The organism is Methanosarcina barkeri 3, from assembly GCF_000970305.1.
Classification (GTDB): domain Archaea; phylum Halobacteriota; class Methanosarcinia; order Methanosarcinales; family Methanosarcinaceae; genus Methanosarcina; species Methanosarcina barkeri_A.
This window is the reverse complement of sequence record NZ_CP009517.1, coordinates 640,947-661,991: the sequence shown is the minus strand read 5'-3', so window position 1 is coordinate 661,991 and position 21,045 is coordinate 640,947. Positions and strand designations below refer to the sequence as shown.

The following is a 21,045-nucleotide window of genomic DNA, read 5'->3' as shown; positions in this document are numbered from 1 at the left end:
ATATTCAATATTTATTGAGCTCAGCCATTGGTCTAGCGGTTGTTCTTAACACCACCAGTTCCATAGGCCACAGCCACCCCAGCCGCCGCAACCGCCGCAGCCACCCCAGCCGCCGCAGCCACCCCAGCCACAGTTACCAAACCACATTATATTTACCTCCAAAAGGTATTCATTAGTTCTTGAGCTCAACAAACTCGTCTGGTGGTTATTCTTACCACCAGCCACCGCAGCCGCCCCAGCCGCAACCGCGCCAACGACGCCAGCCCCAGCCGCCGCAGCCACCCCAGCCACAGTTACCAAACCACATTATATTTCCTCCAGGATTTTGCTATGTCATTTTAGACTTTTCAAATGATATATAGTGGGTTTTTCAGGTTAGAGAATTATACCTATAGTTAAAGGTCTCACCCACTCCCAAAATACTTTCACGATGATTTTTTAAAATTTATTGGAGTTACTTATTTCCGATTATATAGAAACAATCCTGCCGTGAAAGTACAATTTAACATAGAATTATAAATTATATAAAAGACCTAGAATAACTGTTTCTTAATATAAATAATCTTTATAAAACTAAACAAACCTTCTGTCAGTAAAACAAACTTACTTTTACATTTATTGTATAACTTATAATTTTATTGAAGCTCTCAACTAATTAGGAACAATAATCTGGAATTGAATACTTAACTAAAAAATATCGCCTTGATAATTTCTATAAGCTTTATATTTAGCCTAAACTAGATTTAGGGCTTTAAAAAGAGTTTATTTTCTTGAAAAAGTTTGATAACTCCCCTTGTTTTTCAACTACGTTACTTATGCATTTTTCTTCCTGTGTAAAATATTCATATAAACGACTACTTTTCAATAGGATAAATTTTTCGATTCATTATGTAAATAAAAAAGAAATAGTTTGGCAATAAATTATAATTGCTTCATTTTATTTGGGCTATTTGTGTTCTAAAAATCGTAAATCCCTATTAATTTCTTTGCCCATTTCAATTTCTTTTTCTTAATCGGGTTTACATCCTTATCTTCAAAATCAAAACCCGCCAGCTTAACTTTTTTAGCTCCAAGTTCCGTGGCTACAAAAAAACATCGGTCTCCATCACTGAAGCCTCCAAAATTATAGACCTTGTCAAAAGGCCTTGCCTGGGTAGTTGCAATAAACCGTCTAAAGCGAGGTACATATTTTTCAAGCTTATCGATATTGTCCCCATGCGCGTGAATAAGGACTATTGAGCCCTTTTGGCAGGCAAGGATTTCTTTTTCAATATCCGCTTCGGAATTGCCATCAAGGTCGGTACAGATGACCTCAGGCACAATGTCCATGTCCATTAGTACAGCAGCAGCTCCATCGGCTGCAATTACCGTAAAATCAGAAAGATTAATTTCCGAAAGGTCGCTTCTGAGCCCTGGAGCATTTCCACAGACCAGAACATACTTTCCGGAAATTATAGCTTTAAGTTCAGACAGACTGACAGTGTTTTCTTGGGTCAGCATGCCGGAAAGGAAAATGGCTGCCTTTTCGTCACCTACTCGATCGAACCCGAAATCCTCAAGGATTCGTTCGTAAATCGGTTCCCAGGTAGCAAAATCCATATGAATCAGTTTCCTTTCTATCTTATATTTTGAGTTCAGAATTTATTGGATTTTCAATCTTTTTAAGGGTTTATTTTTTTGCAATACCCATCTTGATTGCAATGCCTTCGACATCCCAATCCTTTATAAGGGCTCCAGGAACATCGATATCGCTGCCAAGGTCAAGAATATCGGCTCTTACCTCTTCTGCAATTAGGTCCTTAAGGGTTTCAACAAGCTTCAGGACTCTTTCATCTTCGATCTGGACCGAGGCACGGATGTTCTCGTCCACCACAAGGTCAAGTTCCTTCCGCATGTCCTGAAGCCTGCGAATAACTTCCCTTGCATATCCTTCAGCCTCCAGTTCTGGAGTCAGGTTTGCGTCCACATAAACAAGACCGGCATCGGATTCTGCACTTGCGGTACCTTCTGGTAGGGCTTCTTTGAAGTTTGCCATGTCCGGAGTAACTGTGACTGTTGTTCCGTCTGCAAGAGAGAGTTCAAACTCACCAGTCTCGACAAAGGCTTTTTTCAAAGCAAGGCCGTCAACCTTCTGCAGGGCAGGAATGACTTTTCCTGCATCCTTCTTAAATACAGGGCCTATTTTGCTCGGATCAGGGATTACTTCAAGCCCGAGTTCATTCCAGCTCTCACCAACAGGTGTAAGGACAATTGCCTTGGAATTTGTCTGGTCCATAAGGACTGAGCGCAGTCTCTCGACAGCCTTTGATGCATCCTCACTTTCAGGAGAAACAACTATTCGGGAAACAGGCCACCTGAGCTTTCTTCCTGCTTTCTGACGGGAGTTTGAGGCTGCTTCCACAATAGAACGTGCAGTGTTCATAGCCGCTTCGAGTTCAGAGTCAAGGTAGACTTCATTGACCTTTGGCCAGTCGCACATATGAACCGATTCCGGTGCATCTGGATCTACATTTCTTATTAAGTTCTGGTACATCTCTTCAGCCAGGTAAGGCATGAAAGGAGAGATCAATTTTGTAAGGGTTACGTAGACTTCATAAAGCACGCAGTAAGCTGCAAGCTTGTCAGGGTCGTCGGCTTCGGTCCAGGTTCTTGGACGGATAAGCTGAATATACCAGCGGGAAAGGTCTTCCAAAGTAAACTCAAGAATCTCACGCACAGCTTTATGCAGGAAATATCCGCTCATTGCTTCATCTACGGCTTTGACAACGGACTGAACTCTTGAGAGAATCCATCTGTCTTCTTCCCTGAGCGCATCTTTTACGGAATCAAGGCTAACCTTAAGCGGATCAAAGTTATCGAGTGCCATATAAGGCAACGGGAATCTGAAAACATTCCAGAGTATATTGATTGAACGGTGGACGTTTTCCACTTCTTCCAGGTTAAACTTAAGGTCATCCCAGGGTGCACTTGAGGAAAGCACATAGGCACGCAGAGTGTCAGCCCCGTACCTGTCAATGATATCAAGCGGGGAAATTACGTTTCCAAGGCTCTTTGACATTTTCTTTCCGCCTGCATCAAGTGTAAAGCCATGCATGAGTACACTCTTGTACGGTGCTCGTCCGAAGCTAACCATGCTTGCTCCGAGCTGGGAATAAAACCAGCCACGAGTCTGGTCATGCCCTTCAGTGATAAAGTCCGCAGGCCACCATTCATCAAACTGTTCCCTGGTCTGCGGAAACTTCAGGGTAGCCCAGGAAGCGACAGCCGAATCAAACCAGACATCGAAAACGTCTTCAACACGTTTTTTCTCTCCGCCACATTCACATGGGATAGTTATTTTGTCTACGTAGGGGCGGTGAAGTTCGACGTCTCCGCTTATTCCGGATTTTTCCAGCAATTCGGCTTTGGTTCCTATTACCTCAAGTTTTCCGCATTTCTTACACTTCCAGACTGGAATCGGAATTCCCCAGTAGCGCTGCCTGGAGATGCACCAATCTCTGGCGCCTTCAACCCAGGTCCTGAATCTTGCTGAACCTGCCCAGTCAGGGTACCAGTCTACAGCGTCAATTGCCTCAAGCATTTTGTCCTTTATTTCTGTAACCTTGAGGAACCACTGCTCGGTTGCAAGGTAGATTATGGGAGTCTTGCAGCGCCAGCAGTGCCCGTACCTGTGCGTTACGGTTCCTTCTGCAAGCAGCCTGTTGCGTTTTTTCAAGTCTTCAATGACAATCGGGTTTGCCTCTCTGACGTTCTTGCCGGCGTATTCTCCGGCTTCCTCGGTGTAGGCACCGTTCGGGCCCACAGGACAGAGGATCGGAAGCTTATATTTCGCGCCAACGTTAAAGTCGTCCATACCGTGCCCTGGGGCAATATGTACACAGCCCGTGTTTTCTGCAGTTACGTAGTCAGCAAGATAAATACCGTGCTTTATCTCGTTCTGCACAGGCACCAGATCCCCAACAGGACTTTCGTACTCAAGTTTCGTCAGGTCTTCCCCGAGCATTGTCTCAAGCACTTCGTAATCAACATACCTGCCCTGTTTAAGGACGTTTTCGATCAGGTCAGTAGCTGCAATTAAAATCTCTTCAGAGCCGTCTTGCTTGATTGCTCTGAATTTTGAGTACTCAAAACAGGGATGTACGGCTACAGCTACATTTGCAGGGATTGTCCAGGGTGTTGTTGTCCAGATGACTATGAAAGTATTTTCTTCACCTTTGATCTTAAACTTCACATAGATCGAAGGGTCGGTCCTCTCGGCGTATTCGACCTCGGAATCTGCAATTGCAGTCTCACAGCGTGGACACCAGTTGACTGAACGCTTGCCCACATCCAGCAAGTCTTTCTCACTGGCCTGCTTGAGAGTCCACCATGCAGCCTCAATGTAATCATCTTTTAAGGTCATGTAAGGGTCTTCCCATTGCATCCAGACCCCTAGCCTCTGAAACTGCGCAGTCATTTCCTGCTTCTGGTTGATGGCAAATTCCTTACATTTCTCAATAAAATTCTCTACCCCGAAGCTCTCAATGTCCTTTTTGGACTTAAAACCGAGCACGCCTTCGACTTTGACCTCAATCGGCAGGCCGTGCATATCCCAACCAGGGCGCTCGAGAATATTACGATTATTCATGGAGTAATAGCGAAGAATGGAATCTTTGATGATCTTATTCCAGGCAGTTCCCAGGTGGATATGTCCGGTCGTATACGGAGGGCCGTCAACAAAAAAAAGTCTTTTTCCAGTCTTGCGGTGCTCTCGGGTCTTTCGATAAGCATCGCTATCTTTCCAGAGCTCCGTTATCTTTTTTTCGATTTGCTCTGCGTTATACTTGGCAGTGATTTCTTTTATCATATAGGGTCTCCCTGAAGAAAGATTAGCTAAAGTGAAAGTGCGGTCAGTGCAGTCCTGTCCTGCAGATGTCCTGCAGCTGCCCGATAAGTATTAATAATAAATGCAAACCGGTGGACTACTGGAAAACTTTACTACCGCCGCTTATATATCAACCTTCAAATAAGTATTTAACGAACATAATATCCGTGTTCGGGAAAGAACGTTTTTGTCTGTCCTGAAGAAAACGGATCTTCCACATGCCAATCAATTTATTCAGTAATTGCTGTACTTGATTTAAGCTTTGTTATACCAAGCCTTTTCAAAAAAGGCTTGAGCGAAAACCCCAAGCAGTGCTTGGATTTGAAAAACTTATCCCCCAAACCCTATAGGCGTGATCACAAGTCTTTTAAAAAACTGCTTGCTCACAAGCCTTTTCAAAAAAGGCTTGACCGAAAACTGTAACCTTTGGATTTGAAAACCTTATCCCCAAACCCTATAGGCGTGATCAACCGGCGCAACGGTTGCGGGTCAACCGTTGCGGATCAACCGTTGAGCTCAAAAGGGACAGAAGCAGATTAATTTGAGAAAAAGAGAAAGGATGGAGAAAGGAAAAAATAAAACTCAGACATAGAATTTTATTTATCCTCAGCTCTTAAAACCGGTTTTTTTCTGACAAAAGTCCTTTTGCCAGAGGCTGCCTTGTTCAGGAAAAATGTTTTTATCGGGGAAACTGAGTTATCAAGGCTTATTACAATTGCTGCAGCAAGGATGAAAATACAGCCAGTGAACATTCCACTGTGAATCGAGCTTCCCAGTACAGTATAATCGAAGAACATACAGGAAACCGGTTCAAGCAGAGTAAAGAGACTGCCTGTAATAGCGTTCACGCCTGTTACACCTCTTATATAGAACACTGCACCGATTCCTGTAATCAATACCCCGAAGAGCACCAGGACTGGAAGGTTTCCGGTAAGTATATCTCGTGGAACGGAAACTGCGAACGGTGAAAGAAAGAAAAGGCTGATTGCACTCTGCCAGAATAGCTGGGTAAGTCCATTATATTCATCTCTGAGATAACGAACCGAGATTATTACGCCACTGCTGAAAAGACCTCCTGTAAGCCCGAAGAGTACTCCCTTAAGATAACTGCTGCCAAATTCGATCTGCTCAAAGCCTCCTTCCGGCCGTGTTATATAGAAAACCCCTATCAAACCCAGGAAGAGTGCGAGAATAGTCTTTCCCGTGTTCTTTTCCCCAAGCAGTAGAGGAGCAAGAATAGTCAGATATATCGGGTCCGTATAGAGCAGAAGAACGGCTGAAGAAGCTCCAAGATAACGAATTGCCGAATAATAGGAAAACATTTGCAAAACATACAGGATTCCAAGAAGAAGCAGGTATTTCTTTTTTCTTTTTAAAGCTAACTGACCTAGGTTTTGAGTAATTGAAAGATAGAATAAAAGAGCTGTCAGTCCGAAGAATATTCTATAGAAAATAATTGACCCTATAGACATATCCTCAAGTTGTTGCATGTAGATTCCAACGGTACCATAAATCACGCAGGCAATTAACAATTCAAGGTGATGTTTGAATGTATCAGTCATATATTATTTAGAGTGATTAAATGTATATATATTTTTAGTAAGATAACACAGTATAATATTTATTACACTGTTTGGGGTGTAGATTTCATTGAAGTCTCCTGATTCGGTTTAGAGAGAATGAACAGTTTATAGAAGTTACACTTTTATGTTTTCACAGGTTACAGCTCTATAGTTTTTGTAGGCCACAGCTTTATGTTTTTTAAAGTTTGCAGTTTTATAGTTTTTTACAGAGCACAACTTTATATTTTTTAAAGGTTACAGCTTTCTGTTTTTTAAAGATTACAGCTTTCTGTTCTTTACAGACAATAACAATTTTAATTTTTAAATTTTTGGAGGCTAAGTACTACATGCTGTCTGCTTCCGGTCCTATAGATAGTAAGCCCCTTAAGTCCCTGTTTCCAGGCATAAACTAGAGCCTGTTTGATATCCTCTTTTCTTGCGGAGCCAGGCATATTTATAGTTTTCGAAATTCCGGCATGGCAGTGCCGTTGAAATGAGGCCTGCATATCAATATGAGCCTTCCAGTCAATGTCAAGGGCTGACCTGAAAAGCTGCTTATCCTCTTCACTTACAAGTTCTGAATTTTCCACATCCTGCAACGTACCATACTTATAGACATGCTCTAGAAGCCATTCATAGTCAGCTTCCGACAGTTTTGGTTTGAAATACGCCTTAAAAAACGGATGAACAAGCATAAATTCCCTGCCTACGGTCTGAGTTCGCCTGTAGACCCAGCTGAAGACAGGTTCAATTCCTGCCGAACAGCCGGCAAGAATACTGATCGTGCCTGTCGGAGCGACTGCGGTTAGTGCAGCGTTCCTCATTGGAAGTTCCCATGAGGAATCCTCATATTCCGGAAAACTTCCTTTTTCCGTAGCAAGCTTCCTTGATTCTCTGATTGAAGCCCAGGTAATCTGTTCCATAAGCTTTTCCGCAAGCTTGAGGGCTTCCTGTGAGTCATAGGGCAGCCCGAGCTTTAAAAGCATATCATGAAGCCCCATTACTCCAAGCCCTACTTTCCTGGTCCTTTTAGTTGCAGCCTCGATCTCCGGAACAGGATATATATTCTCATCAATTTCGTAATCCAGGAAACGGATAGCTTTTCCGGCTACTTCCCTGAGGAAGTCCCAGTTTACCTTTCTGTCTGTAACGAAAAGTGAAAGATTTATGCTGCCCAGGTTACAGGCTTCAAAAGGCAGAAGTGGCTCTTCACCACAGGGATTTGTAGCCGAGATGTTACCAAGGGCAGGTGTGAAGTTATCTCTGTTTATTCGGTCATAGAAAAGAATGCCAGGTTCACCATTTTTCCATATTCCCTCTACAATCTCGGAAAATATATTCCCGACTGTCATACCTGTTTGCCTGTTCCAAACTTCGTCAACCTTATTAGCTTCAACAAGTTCCATGAAAGCATCAGGTACCATAACTGAGAGATTGAAATTACTCAATTCTCCTTCGACATGCTTTGCCCTGATGAAAGAAAGGATATCGTTATGGGAAACATCAAGGATGCCCATATTGGCACCTCGTCGCCTTCCAAACTGTTTTACGATCTCGGTTGCCTCATTGAAAAGTTTCATGACAGCTACAGGACCGCTAGTCCCGTCATTACCACATGAAATGGTAAAACCTTCAGGGCGTATTTTTGAGAAATCAAACCCAGTACCTCCTCCCGTTTTCTGGGTTAGGGCTGCAGTTTTTATCGAACTGAAGATTTCCTCGACTCCGTCCTCCACAGGAATTACAAAACAGGCTGCAAGCTGTCCGAATTCAGTACCCGCATTCATAAGCGTGGGCGAGCTTGGAAGAAAAATCTTCCTGACCATGAGGTCTTTGAAATCCAGATACTCTTCCTCAGTTAATGCAACTGCCTTTGCAACTCTCTCACAGACATCCTTCCAGTCCTTTTCTCCCTCACGCAGATACCTGGCTTTAAGAGTTTCACTTGCCAGAAAATCCAATTCCTCTTCTGTTTTCAACACAAAAATCTCTTCTCCTGTGTTCAACAGGCTTCAGTCTCCGATAAAAGAAATTATATTCTAATTATGCGGGCTTTTTTATCATAGTATCCGAAAACTAGATCAGAAATCGTGTGCAGAAATTGCAATCAGAAATGGTGATCAAAAATAATAGTCAGAAAAAAGATTCAAGAAAAAAGATTCAGAAGGGGGTGTATAGAGAACATGATTAGATATAGAGATAAAAATAGTAAATAAGTTAATAACCGAATAGCAAAAACGGAAAATAGAAAACATGAAAAAATAAGAGGTAAAAAATAGATAATACACAGATAATACAAGAACAGATAATACAAGAACGGATAATACAAGAACGGATAATACAAGAACAGATAACTGAAAGATAGGAAAAATAAAAGGTATGAAATGCCCTGAAGCACTAAGAAGTTTCAGACCAGTTCAGCCTTTATAATTTTCACTTCGGTTTTCGGGCGATCCTGACGGTCAGTTTTGACTTTTCCCATAGAATCTACAACATCCATGCCTTCGACTACCTTCCCGAAGACGGGGTGCATCTTGTCAAGATAATTATTGTTCACGAGGTTGATAAAGAACTGGCTGCCGCCTGTATTAGGGCCTGCATTTGCCATAGATATAGTTCCCCTGTCGTTCCGGTTATGGCTTGTGAACTCATCCGGAATCTCGTAGCCTGGTCCTCCCATACCTGTACCTGTTGGGTCTCCACCCTGGATCATAAATTTGTCGATCACCCTGTGAAAAACAACTCCGTCATAGAAGCCTTTCTCCACGAGTTTTGCAAAATTTCCTGCCGTAACCGGCATGTCTTCAAAAAGCTCAATTGTTATATCGCCCATAGTGGTATGTAGAATTACTTTCTTTCCTTTCCATACAGCCATTGGTTTTCCTCTACCAGTCTTCCAATTTTATTTTTATTTTGCCTGTCTTTTAGTCGGCTTTTCGTGCACTTTATGTTCACCTTACATGTAAATGCTTCGCTGCCCGAGTTCCGTCACCCGAGTCCCGTCTCGGGAGGACGGAGCCCTTTTCGCTCACTTCGTTAGCTCAAGAGGGCTGAATCAGGGGTAAGGAGGGCTACATTCTCAACAAGCTCAGAACTCCTGAGATCTCTTAATTTCGTTTTAGGCCATCTGGCAAGCACGGTTATAACCTTTTGATAATGTCTTGAGCGCAATCCTTTTCAAAAAACTACTTGTCTGCAACCTTTTTCAAAAAAGGCTTGACCGAAAACCCCAAGCAACTATTGGATTTGAAAAACTTATCCTCTAACCTATAGACGTGATCACAAGCCTTTTTTAAAAAACAGCTTGCTCGAAAACCTTTTGAGAAAAGGTTTTATCGAAAACACGAGAAACATTGGATTTGAGAAACCTTATCCCCAAACCCTATAGGCGTGATCACAAGCCTTTTTTAAAAAACTGCTTGACCGCAAGCCTTTTCAAAAAAGGCTTGAGTGAAAACTTAAGTAACTTTTAGATTTGAGAAACCTTATCCCCAAACCCTATAGGCTTGATCGAAAATCACTGCAAAATCTAAAGCATTACAACGGCGTGATCAACCGGCGCAACGGTTGCGGGTCAACGGTTGCGGGTCAATGGTTGCAGAACAAACGAAAATGGATTATATAAAAATATAAAAGAACAAAATTTTACTGCAGAAAACTGGTTTAGGACAAAATAGTTGCACAAAATTTTGAAGTATGTCTTTTTTCTACCTCACCACAACCCTATCAATTTTAGAGAATACAGGAACGTAATCCCTAACAAGATATTGAGCACTACAAGTTGACCTTTCCTCTTCCCCCACTTTTTCCCCATGATATGATTTACCCAGTAAGCCATCGAAGTCGCCAGCATCCCGACTACAAAAGCAACGAAAACATCAGGGAACCCAAGAATTCGACTGAGAATAAATCCAAGTCCTCCAACCACACACACTGGGCAAACCATAATTGTCCTCCTATTCTTTAAATTTATTTGAAATATTGAATTTTGCTTTAACCTTTAGTTTTCTATTTATGTCCAGATTTTGAGATTAAATCTATTAGTCAATATTTCGTGTCACTTGCATCTGCTTTTTTCTGTTGAATAAGGGAGAGATCCAGAACTTTTTTAAACATTTCTTCGTCAGTATCGTTTCGTCCAACAAACCTGGCCTTAGATCTGTCTGTGCTGACATTTCCATTCTCCTGCATATAGACGTATGTTCCATTTTCAATGCCCACAATCACAAATGAGTCCGGAATATACATTGTGTTAAAATACTCTGCCAGTTCAGGGTTCTTGTCTGCATCTATGGCAGCAATAGTTGCTTTTCCCTGATATTCTACTGCTAATTCATCAAGAACAGGCTTCAAAGACCGGCACTCTGGACACCATCTAGATCCGATCTTTACAAAGACAGGAGTTTTCTGAAGAGATGTGTTTAACTGTTCCAGTTGGGTTATAGCAATAACACTTTTCTCCATATTTACTTCAGAACTTATTGAATTTTGTGGAGTTTTTTCATCACATCCAGCTGTAAAGAGTACTAATACAAGCAAGATCAGCAATATAACTGATTTCTTCATGTTTGGTCTTCCATTATTTTCAATATTGCACAGTTAATTTTTTAAAATCTGTAAGTGTAAACATCTTGTAACAAATATAATGGTTAATTGTTAAAGTAATCTAGACTGCGCTTCCATATTGTTAAAACAATAAGCCAAAATTTACTCTACTTAGGAATATAAATGTATATAACTAGAAAATAAATAAAAACAGCCGAACAATTTATCCTTATTATAAAAAATTTGAAAAAATAGTCATTTACCTGTACTTGGTTGACGTTGCTTTTAGAGTACACCTAATATCGTTTAACTATTTGTTCCTCGTTTCGGTGAGGCTGGAATATATTTCACTGTCATTTTTAAGGACTTACTTGACTTATTGTTTGTTTTTGAGAGACTATGTGTTAAATATGAGATGGATTTCTCCGTTGTTGACTCTGGACTGAAAGCGTTGTTTACTGATATTTAATCCAATTTTAAGTCCCTTATAGAATTCCTTAAACGCTGAATATCATATTCTTACTTTTTCATCTGTGGTACGCGGAGTAGCTTATGGCCTTTCGACATTAGGCGGAAGAATGATTCAGGAAGATGCTAAGTCTCTACTTTAGCGGTAGTTCACTTCTATCCTTCTATGTTCTCAATATCACACTAATTAAGTGTTATTTACTGACCTCCTGTCATCTTGATTATAATAATTCTAATGTTCTATCTGTAAACATATTTTTATACTTGTCAAAACTCAACTCTACGATTAGGGAATGCAACCTTGACAGGTAACTGATCCGTGTAGATTTTACCATCAGGAAATCTACTATCAGGAAATTAATTTCCGAATGAGTTCCTTAAGATTTCGAACTTGACCTGGCAGGAGATGAAAAGGCAGAAATTTTCATTTCTAGCATGCTGACCAAAAAACTATTGTCAGTACATTGAATTCAAAGCCGTGATTTCCGAGAGGCTGTCTTTCCAAAAGGTCTGTCTTTCCGAAAAGTCCGTCTTTCCGAAAGGACTGTCCTAGCCTGTAGAAATGCTCAGGTTTCAGGAGTGACTTTTCGGAATCAATCTTTCTGATTTTACGGTAATTGCGGCCGATAGAGTGCTGTTGTACTAACGGATGCGGACATTGTGCCTGAGGTTATCCGTACCGGTTTTGATGACAATTCTGAAGTTGTATTGAAAAATAAAATTTTTTTTGTAAATAAGGTTCAATAATCCTTACCCACATCCAGGGAGACAATATTTATAAATTAAATAATATGTGCCCCTTCTCAAGCACTTTAATGGCTGCCTGGATAAAGTGTTCTGATAAGGTCTACAATTTTATAGGACTTATTCAGGGAGACCGATTCGTTTTTATTGCAAAGGAGTTCCCGACAAGAAATATTAAACTTGTCGGATTTGATTTTGAAGACTCAAGAGCGAACCTGGTTAAGAAAAAGAAGTTGAAGTGATCGAGAGAATTAATTGAAATGTCAAGATTTAATGGAAAATTTATCTTTTTCAGAATGGTTAAGGTGCAGGAAAGCAAGAAATTCCTAAATATGAATTCTTTGAATAAATCCAGCTTTTATACTTCTAGAAAAAAAATACTCATTTTAATTAAAAATACGAGGTATTATGATTTGGATTCAAAATAATATTTTCGCTCATTTCAGTAAATTATCCTTTTATATATACTATAACTACATTAAATAGCTAGATTTAACTTGTTTTTTAAAAATAATCCTTATTTTTTAGTAAAAATAGAAAAGTAAATATTTAAAAGTTTTTTTATCAGCATTTTTAGATATACTCACAATAGTGATCAAATAAAAAAGTAATTCCATATTTCCCCATCAAATTCGCCCAGATTTTCCAGGACTATTTAATTGTAAGTAAAATTTATTCCATATGCTTTATATAAACTAAAACTATATGTTTAATATGCCTACTAGCAATTAAAACTTAGATATATCAGCCTTAAAATTAAGATAGGCTTTCGAAAAAACATTGTACTAAGTTAATTGCTAAAAGTAGCATATAGTGTTAATATTTTGGGAAAAATAACTATAATAGCCACATTTCAAGATTAAGTAGACAAATCCTATGAATCCACTTTTCTTGAACTGGTGCCTATTCAAAAATTACCCAAAGAGAATAGTGAATATCAATTGAAGATCGGGGGGAAACTGATGGATATTCAGTACTTTGTGATTATTCTGTGCCAGAAGTTCAGAGTAATATTCAATGACTTTGACATTCTCTGAGCAGATTGGTAGATAAAAAATCTTTGTAGACACTAATTTAAAATAATAATTTCCTAGGATCATTCTATCTTAAATTGGTGTCTATGCAAAATCTCTTAGGAAGAGTACAGCGTTAAAAGTGGAGGGAAATATATTGGTATTACCGCGTTTTCATGTAAATTTCAATTTAATTATCGCCATATTAAAAGAAAATTTCACTATATATATTTAAATCATATATGTAGGCTTCTTGTCTATAAAATAGTGAATGTGAAAAAATATAAAAAGTATACGAAGAAAAAAGCATACGAAGAATACGAACGGAGGAAAATACAATGATTCCAATAATTGAATGGCAAGATTTCACTATAAACATTACATTATTACTCATAGCACTTTCAGAAAAATTCAACATAATTTTCAACTGAGTTTTACAGATGTTCAAAGAGTCAAAAAAATGTCTGGAAAGTTGAGTCATAAAGAGATAAACTCATGCCTTAGAGAGTTTATTTCCCTTCTAATTTGAAAAATTCAAAAATATTTGCAACACCTGCTACTGTAAGAGATTGAAAAATGATCATAATAGCCACCCAGTTCAAGACAGTATTGACAAAACCCATGAATTCACTTTGTCTTGAACTGGTGGCTACATAACGAATACGCAGAGGAAAGCGTATACATATAATAGAGCTGATTAAAATATAACAATAACGTTTCCAGTAAATATATTCTATTAATCACATGCTTAGAGGACATTTTAACATATGTCTTAAATGATGCCTGTTTTAACAGAACTGACTATATAATATGTTTGTCTTTAATAAGATTGTCTTTTTCTGAATAAACTAAAGTGGCTCGATCAAAAAGAGAAACATCAAGCTTGTATTTGATTATCAATAACAAACGTTTCTAGATTAGATATATTACTTTAACGTTTAGGTGATGAATACGAGTTATCCACTCAAAATAATGAAACAAGCTTGATGTTTCTCTTTTTGATCTAGCTACTTCATAACAGAACAATTATTTTCAACTTATAAACAAACAACAAAGAGACGAGTATATAGTATTATTTGCCTTCCAAAATAAGCATAATCTGTCCAGCTCTCATAGACTTGACAGAGTTCTAAAACTGCTATTGTGTAGTCTATGGGATTTGGCCAACAGGCTTTGAATCATAATGAAAATTTATCTTAGCTCACTCCATAGACTACATAGAACGATACCTCATATTATTAGGCAAAATTTAAGTCGAAACATTGAAAACAAAAGTGAAGTGATATAATTATAAAAATTAATAGAATATATCAATAAATATATTCTGGTATTTATATTCTAGTTTGGAAATTTAAGCATTTTAAGTGCTTTTTTAATATAAATTTAATATAGACGTATTTTCAAGTTTCCGGGTTAAAATGGCTCTGATTTTATATTACGGTTTAATAATTAGTAGAATATATTCGTTCTACTTTATATAAATTAAGCTCATATATGCATATATCTCATAGGCGAATAAATATTAAGAGTAATTCTAATATTAAGATAAACTTCTAATGTATAGTCGTCTTTGAGAATAAAATCTACAGGGGGGAAAACTAGAATGGACCTTATTCTTACAATTGGACCTATAGCAAGCGTTGGACCTATTGCAGCTTTCGTCGGAGACTTTATGCAATGTGTTTTTACTTTCTAATCTCCTAAAGAGAGGATGGGCAATTAGTAATCCTGTATCGAGACACGAGAGTGTAAACATTTTCTTATATTAAGATAAAAAAACTCTAATTTATAGTCGTCTTTGAGAATAAAATCTATAAGGGGAAAATTAGAATGACATTTACTCTTACAATCGGACCTATAGCAAGTGTTGGACCTATTGCAGCTTTCATCGGAGACTTTAACCAATGTCTTTTTAACTTCTAATCTCCGAAAGAGAAGATGGGCAATTAGTAATTCTGTATCGAGACACGAGAGTGTAAACATTTTCTTATATTAAGATAAAACTCTAACTTATAGTCGTCTTTGAGAATAAAATCTATAAGGGGGAAAATTAGAATGACATTTACTCTTACAATCGGACCTATAGCAAGCGTTGGACCTATTGCAGCTTTCATCGGAGACTTTAACCAATGTCTTTTTAACTTCTAATCTCCTAAAGAGAGGATGGGCAATTAGTAGTCCTGTATCGAGACACGAGAGTGTAAACATTTTCTTATCCTTATTAGCAGGATAAGAAAACCCAAAAACATTTTTAATAAAGTTTTTATCTGCTCCTAGAAATTTATCTCATAACATTTACTCCAAAAATAGGCCCCAAAAGTCCACAAATGCATAAAAAAGAATGAAATAAGTAGCCATTATTAAGAGAGGATGGGCAATCCTTAATTTAGAATCTAGAAATTAAACCGGAGGGAGAGCAAGAATGACTATTGGAAGTATTAACTTCATTGATTGTACACAATTCAGTGTATTCATTGGCTATTTTAATGAATGCATTTTCTCTTAATGAATGCATTTCCTAAACTCTCCTAGAGAGGATAGATAATTAGTAATCCTGTACCGAGACACGAAAGTGTAAACGATTTTCTCTTGTAGTCCTCGGCTAATATCTGATGACTACACTTGTAGTTTTCGGCCAACGAAAGAGTTTATCCTAAAACCAATTCCATTCCCAAATTTATACTATTTTCATGTTAGAAATTAGAGTGATTCCAAGTTCAAGGTTTTGAGATAGGCTTTGACAGAATATTAATATATTAAAAATATCACATGTTAAAAGAATTAAAAATGTTACATATTACAAAATACAAAACTGAAATTACTATCGTTTGGAAATTTCATGAGTTGTTGTCAATGTTCGCTCAGATCATCTACTGAGAACTAGACAACTGCTTTTCTCCGCACCCGATTAGGAATACCCGATTTAGAAATTACGCAATTGAAGAAAAAAATCAATTACGGCAAAGACTGTGGCTTAAAGCCAAATTTTGGACAGTTGACGGTTTTATGTCGTTGGTTTTTTAGTTCAATTGCGTAAGTCCTGTTATTAAAACAAAAAATTACTTTAAATTACCTGAAAAAAATAGTCATCGTTAAGAGAGGATGGGCAATCCGTAACTCCGAATCGACGACTATTTTACTTTTTTTACAAATATTCCCACGTTGGGATGTATATATATGTGTATGCATATATATTAGATTTACTTGGAGCACCAGAATTTTTTAAACATTAAGGAAGAATATAGGTATACGTACAAAGCTTTATAAGTGTTTTAAAGCTTATTGTCTGTTTGTTAACTAATTATGTAAAAGTGCTGTATCCTGAAATAACTCCGCAAATTCAAAAACTATTTTAAAGTTTAAGACACGAGGTAACAACAGGCACACAAAGAGTTAAACGCTGAATCAATTCCAATTCTGTTTTGATGTTTGAAGTAACTATGTAAAAGAAACAAACTCAAAGTTAAATTAAATATTTGGCCACTTGCGCACAATATATTAATAAAAAACTAAAACATAGTTTTATATTATTTATAGAAATAATTTCTTGAATTCCAGAAGGTCAGTCAGGAGTGAAATTGTTGAGCTCAAGAGCTCCATATCAGATTTCTGGGAAATCCAAAAGAAAAAGCATTTTATGTTTTATAGGCCTGCATAAATGGAAAAGAAGCGGTGGTTTGAATATTTATTCTTCAAATGTGAGAGAAAAGTATTTCGTGTGTACACGTTGCGGGAAGACAAAAACAGTTTATGAACCAAAAACCAAATGAAATCTAAAAAGCCCTGTTAAAGGAAACCTCATATTTAATTGCTGATCTCATATTTAACTGCTGATCTCATATTTAACTGCTGATCTCATCCTTATTTATAAGTGGGTCATACTGGCCCAATTATTTATATGTTTCCATGAATTTTTTTCAATCCCGTTAAATTGACACCTTACCTATACAGGTGCTTATAGAAAGCGTTATCCGACAGCGAAAATTTTAAGCTCAATAGCCTGCAAATATCTCTTCTATTTTGTAAATTTTCCAGTTTTATGTTCTCAAGTTATTACCGGATGAGAAATTTGTTAATGCCAGAAAAACTATATAATTCCGCCTCATAAATTATTTTGATAATATGCAAAATTTTGATAACAAGCAAAAATTAGAGCCTTTTACCCTGATCTTCAGCCATCAGAAATTTTTTCAAAATATTCCAGATTTAATCCCCAGAGAGATTTGTCCCTGCTTTTCCCTGGAAGGCAGTGAAATTAAACTCATCTCTGGGCCCGCTCATGCAGGTAAAACCACTTTCATGAGTCAGGTTGCCAGTAGCCTGGTTGGAGTAAAAATTTATATTGATTTTGAAAACAATCAGATGCAGGAGTTAGGATCTGGATATTTACAGGCAATTGAGGAGACTGCAGCCGAAATTCGCAAAAAAGAAACTGAAGGCGGAGAGGGGCAAATTTTCTATTTTTTTGATGAAATCCAGAATCTTCAGGGGTGGGAGAGCTGGGTTGACAGGCTTCACAGGCAAGGGGCAGAAATTTATCTAACTTCATCGAGATCAAAATTAATAAATGAGTTTTCTTCCAGGTTTCCAGGTAGATGTAAAATTTTAAAGTTTTTCCCGTTCTCTTTTAAGGAATACTTGCTGATTAAAGGTAACGAAATTGAAGAGCCTGGTTTTCTAACCACTTCCAGCGATGAACTGTTATGTATGTTTTTGCAGTATTTCGAAAACGGTGGTTTTCCGGATGTAATCAAAAACAACGACATCAGTCTTTCCCGTAAATATTTTGAAGAAGGGTTAGAAAAAGGAGATGCATACGGATATGATATCCAGAAATTAAAAAAACTTACCATATTCCTGATCTCGAATATGGCTTCGGAGTACTCTCTTGAGACCCTGAAAAAAGTTAGTGGAATCGAGAATGATGAACTAATAGACAACTATCTGAACTATCTCGAGGACATTTTCGTGCTGTATCGGGTTCCAAAACTCAATAGCCTGCAGGAAAGCGGGAAGGAAAAAGACATTCCTTGCAAGATTTATGCAGGCGATACAGGTTTTTTCAAGGCAGTATATCCAGGCTACCCTGACAGTCTTGGGCTGAGATTTGAGAACCTTGTATTCCTTGAATTGCTGAGAAGGGAAAAACAGGTATTCTACTTTCAGAACAAAAGAGAATGTGATTTTGTTATTAAGGAAAGAGACAGTCAGAAAGTTTCAGCTGCAATTCAGATCTCGGTTTGCTTCGGAAACCCTGTAGTGAGGGAAAGAGAAATTCTGGGACTCATGGAAGCCCTGGATGAGTACGACCTGGAACAGGGGCTTGTTCTAACAATGGACGACGAAGAGACCATCCAGGTTAACGGCAAAAACGGAAAGAAAATAATCATGGTTAAGCCGGTATGGAAATGGATGCTAGAGTGAACTATCACTCATCTAAAGACTGAGTGGCTTCTTGGTTGATTCTAATTTTATCACAAAACTGCTCCGTGCTAAATCACTTATAGCCTGTGCCAAGTGATGATCTTTAACCATATCTTTCACATTCAGAGTTTCCATAGCTATTGCCTGGTTTTCGCTAACGAACCCAAATTTGACAGAATTCATTAATTGACAAAGTATTTTTCTACAAAAAACGTATACTATTGACGCAGAATTTTTCGGAAAATGAAAATAGCAAAAAATCGAGAACAATATATAGAAACATTAAATTTAGGGTAAAAACAGGAGCATGAAGCTCCTTTTTTCATTTTAATTTTTATTTTTCTGTCAAATTAGGGAACGAATCTAAAAGAGAGTTTGTTCTGGAAATCATTTATCTGATTTGTTATTATCGTGGAGCACAGCAAGCCTTTGTTTAGCTTTTGCCCCGTTATTAGAGCCTTTCTGTCTTCGGATACTCTTTTAGAACATGGAAAACACAAAAGAAATATGGGTAAAAGTATCATGGGGTGAAAAGACGCTATGTAGTGAGGGATGTTTTGCATTTACCATCAGAAAGGTAGTAAAGAAGCTGCCGAATGTTAAATACGGAATAAGGGTTGAAGTTGACGCTTATATCCACTGAGCTAAAAAATCAGAGCTTTTACGATTCGTAATATAGAGAAAGAACCGAGTAAAAAGAGAACATTCATGTAAAACGTTGTAATAACTTCCGAATCTTTCGGAAACATGCAATAAAAGGTAAAAATGAAAAGAAACCGAAAAGTGAACTTTCCATACTTAATTTTTTATTCGGGATTTTTCCCGAAATCGTAAATCTTAAGGGATAGTTCGGGCTTCTTTTATTCTCAAATCTCTGTTTGTATTTCGATGCTTCTATTCTCATTTTATACTGAAGCTTCTTACACTGAAATTTCACCAAAAATGGCATCTTTTTCCACAGCTTTTTCCTCTTTTGCTTCTTTCTGGGAATAAAACCAGAGCGGAATATAGAGACAAAGCACGAAAAAGCCTATCCCTGTAGTAGCCCATCCCAGTTCAAGGCTGTTGAGGTAAATTATTCCTACCAGAAAGAAGGGGACATTCAAAATTGCCGTAATCAGTGCTACGTTTTTCCAGCCGCGTGGGGCTTTAAAGGGTCTTTCTAATTTTGAGAACTCAGGGTCATTCCTTACCTTGAAATACGTATAGAGACTGATCCCGTTAGCACACATATATCCGATTGCAGAAGCTGCAAGAATTGCAGTAGGATTTCCCAAAAGGATTAAACACATATTGAACATGGCATCGGCAGCCATCGCGTTCATCGGGTGCCCATGAGAATTAAGTTTGCTTAAAAATGCAGGAAGGTTGCCTTGAATTGACATCGAATAAATTGACCTTGCAGAGGAGAGAAATGCAGTCTGTATAATCAGTAGCATGGCTCCAATAAGCATTATTATCGAGATGGAAGCCCCAATAGAGCCCAGAGAAAGATTTGCAAGAGGAAGCATAGGAGACACAGGCTGGGCAAGTACTTCATTAACTCCAAGAGTGCCTATTACAGATGTCTGGACCAATACATAAAGCACGAGACAGATTCCTCCGCAGACTAGTAGTGCTTTTGGAGTATCAGTATTGGGGTTCCTGTATTCTGGCCCGTAAATTGCTGCGGTTTCCCAGGCACAGGCACTCCATTCTGCCATTGCGAAAAGCCCGAAAATAATGAGTACGTGCTGTAGATCCCAGGTCCAGTCAACAGGAAACCATGAGCCTGTAATATTAGCAATATGAAAATCCCCTGTAAGGAATGGAGCAAGTGTAATAACCATAAGAGGAATCAAAGATACTACCGCTAAAATGTACCCTGCTTTTGCTCCATTCTTGAGCCCTTTTGAATTTATAATTCCAAGTGTGCCAAAGATAAATCCACCTACCAATAAGGAAAGCAATGTCTTGGGGATTACAGAAAGAGTTGGTATCAAGCCCTGAAGGTAGTCTCCTATCAGGATCGCATAAATCGCAAGTACAGGACTCCAGCCGAACCAGTAACTCCAGGCGCTGAAACCGCCTATGAATTTACCAAACTTAAATTTTCCTTGATTGATTTTATTCGAATTTGAGCCAAAAACGGTTTGGGTATAGCCTGGCAAGCCCGAAGCCTTCGGAAAAACCGTTGAAAGCTCTCCGAATGCGATGTTCTGGATAAAGCCAAGTAAAATAGTCAGGCCCCATAATATTATTGAAAAGGCCCAGACATAGCCTGTAAAATAACCTATAGACGGTAGGATTAACAAAGGAACACCAAGAGCTATTGCAAGCCCTTGCTTCCAGTCAATACTTCTTTCAAGCTCCTTTGGCTCGCAGTGTGCCCTGCTGCAGTCTCCTGCCGTATTCAGGTCAGTTTGAGGGCAAGTTTGAGAAGGAG

General features: G+C 38.4%; 11 protein-coding genes and 1 pseudogene. 3 read left to right on the top strand and 9 right to left on the bottom strand.

Translation table 11 applies throughout. The annotated features are described in order from the left end of the window. Window positions 1–957: 957 nt before the first annotated feature. The 7 genes from MSBR3_RS02725 to MSBR3_RS02695 form a co-directional block, all read right to left on the bottom strand. Window positions 958–1,599 (bottom strand): 6-hydroxymethylpterin diphosphokinase MptE-like protein, encoded by a 642-nt coding sequence (locus MSBR3_RS02725; protein ID WP_048106290.1) that lies wholly within the window; start codon window positions 1,597–1,599, stop codon window positions 958–960. A 70-nt stretch (window positions 1,600–1,669) separates the two neighbouring features. Continuing rightward, the gene (ileS, locus tag MSBR3_RS02720; RefSeq protein WP_048106289.1) at window positions 1,670–4,846 is read right to left on the bottom strand and encodes an isoleucine--tRNA ligase; all 3,177 of its coding nucleotides are present in this window, start codon (window positions 4,844–4,846) and stop codon (window positions 1,670–1,672) included. Window positions 4,847–5,460: 614 nt separating this feature from the next. Next, window positions 5,461–6,426: a DMT family transporter gene (locus MSBR3_RS02715; protein WP_048106288.1), complete on the bottom strand. Its 966-nt coding sequence runs from the start codon at window positions 6,424–6,426 to the stop codon at window positions 5,461–5,463. 314 nt (window positions 6,427–6,740) lie between these two features. Then, a complete protein-coding gene (locus MSBR3_RS02710) occupies window positions 6,741–8,432 on the bottom strand; it encodes an adenosylcobalamin-dependent ribonucleoside-diphosphate reductase (RefSeq protein WP_080942177.1) in 1,692 nt (563 codons plus the stop codon). 401 nt (window positions 8,433–8,833) lie between these two features. Beyond that, window positions 8,834–9,301: a peptidylprolyl isomerase gene (locus MSBR3_RS02705; RefSeq protein WP_048106287.1), complete on the bottom strand. Its 468-nt coding sequence runs from the start codon at window positions 9,299–9,301 to the stop codon at window positions 8,834–8,836. Between the two features lie 837 nt (window positions 9,302–10,138). Beyond that, complete coding sequence (locus MSBR3_RS02700) at window positions 10,139–10,372, bottom strand: hypothetical protein (protein WP_048106286.1); 234 nt, start codon at window positions 10,370–10,372, stop codon at window positions 10,139–10,141. Window positions 10,373–10,470: 98 nt separating this feature from the next. Then, window positions 10,471–10,992, bottom strand: a complete 522-nt coding sequence (locus MSBR3_RS02695) for a thioredoxin family protein (protein ID WP_048106283.1) — start codon at window positions 10,990–10,992, stop codon at window positions 10,471–10,473. A 1,262-nt stretch (window positions 10,993–12,254) separates the two neighbouring features. On the opposite strand from MSBR3_RS02695, the gene MSBR3_RS19880 reads away from it, so the two are divergent. Continuing rightward, a complete protein-coding gene (locus MSBR3_RS19880) occupies window positions 12,255–12,425 on the top strand; it encodes a hypothetical protein (RefSeq protein ID WP_155396677.1) in 171 nt (56 codons plus the stop codon). Between the two features lie 4,893 nt (window positions 12,426–17,318). After that, window positions 17,319–18,620 carry an ATP-binding protein gene (locus MSBR3_RS02685; RefSeq protein ID WP_048106281.1) on the top strand — a complete coding sequence of 434 codons (1,302 nt, stop codon included), beginning with the start codon at window positions 17,319–17,321 and terminating at the stop codon, window positions 18,618–18,620. 39 nt (window positions 18,621–18,659) lie between these two features. On the opposite strand, the pseudogene MSBR3_RS20855 reads toward MSBR3_RS02685, so the two are convergent. Continuing rightward, window positions 18,660–18,782 (bottom strand): annotated as a pseudogene (locus tag MSBR3_RS20855) (RNA-guided endonuclease TnpB family protein); the annotation flags it as partial. A 325-nt stretch (window positions 18,783–19,107) separates the two neighbouring features. Here MSBR3_RS20855 and MSBR3_RS19870 point away from each other — a divergent pair. Further along, complete coding sequence (locus MSBR3_RS19870) at window positions 19,108–19,263, top strand: hypothetical protein (RefSeq protein ID WP_155396676.1); 156 nt, start codon at window positions 19,108–19,110, stop codon at window positions 19,261–19,263. A 277-nt stretch (window positions 19,264–19,540) separates the two neighbouring features. Here MSBR3_RS19870 and MSBR3_RS02680 read toward each other — a convergent pair whose 3' ends face one another. Then, window positions 19,541–21,016: an APC family permease gene (locus MSBR3_RS02680; protein WP_048109929.1), complete on the bottom strand. Its 1,476-nt coding sequence runs from the start codon at window positions 21,014–21,016 to the stop codon at window positions 19,541–19,543. Window positions 21,017–21,045 lie beyond the last annotated feature (29 nt).

Bases quoted from the DNA above. Each gene is read 5' to 3' on its own strand.
- MSBR3_RS02725 (WP_048106290.1), bottom strand. From the start codon at position 1,599: ATGGATTTTGCTACCTGGGAACCGATTTACGAACGAATCCTTGAGGAT.
- ileS (WP_048106289.1), bottom strand. From the start codon at position 4,846: ATGATAAAAGAAATCACTGCCAAGTATAACGCAGAGCAAATCGAAAAA.
- MSBR3_RS02715 (WP_048106288.1), bottom strand. From the start codon at position 6,426: ATGACTGATACATTCAAACATCACCTTGAATTGTTAATTGCCTGCGTG.
- MSBR3_RS02705 (WP_048106287.1), bottom strand. From the start codon at position 9,301: ATGGCTGTATGGAAAGGAAAGAAAGTAATTCTACATACCACTATGGGC.
- MSBR3_RS02700 (WP_048106286.1), bottom strand. From the start codon at position 10,372: ATGGTTTGCCCAGTGTGTGTGGTTGGAGGACTTGGATTTATTCTCAGT.
- MSBR3_RS02695 (WP_048106283.1), bottom strand. From the start codon at position 10,992: ATGAAGAAATCAGTTATATTGCTGATCTTGCTTGTATTAGTACTCTTT.
- MSBR3_RS19880 (WP_155396677.1), top strand. From the start codon at position 12,255: ATGGCTGCCTGGATAAAGTGTTCTGATAAGGTCTACAATTTTATAGGA.
- MSBR3_RS02685 (WP_048106281.1), top strand. From the start codon at position 17,319: ATGCAAAATTTTGATAACAAGCAAAAATTAGAGCCTTTTACCCTGATC.
- MSBR3_RS19870 (WP_155396676.1), top strand. From the start codon at position 19,108: ATGGAAAACACAAAAGAAATATGGGTAAAAGTATCATGGGGTGAAAAG.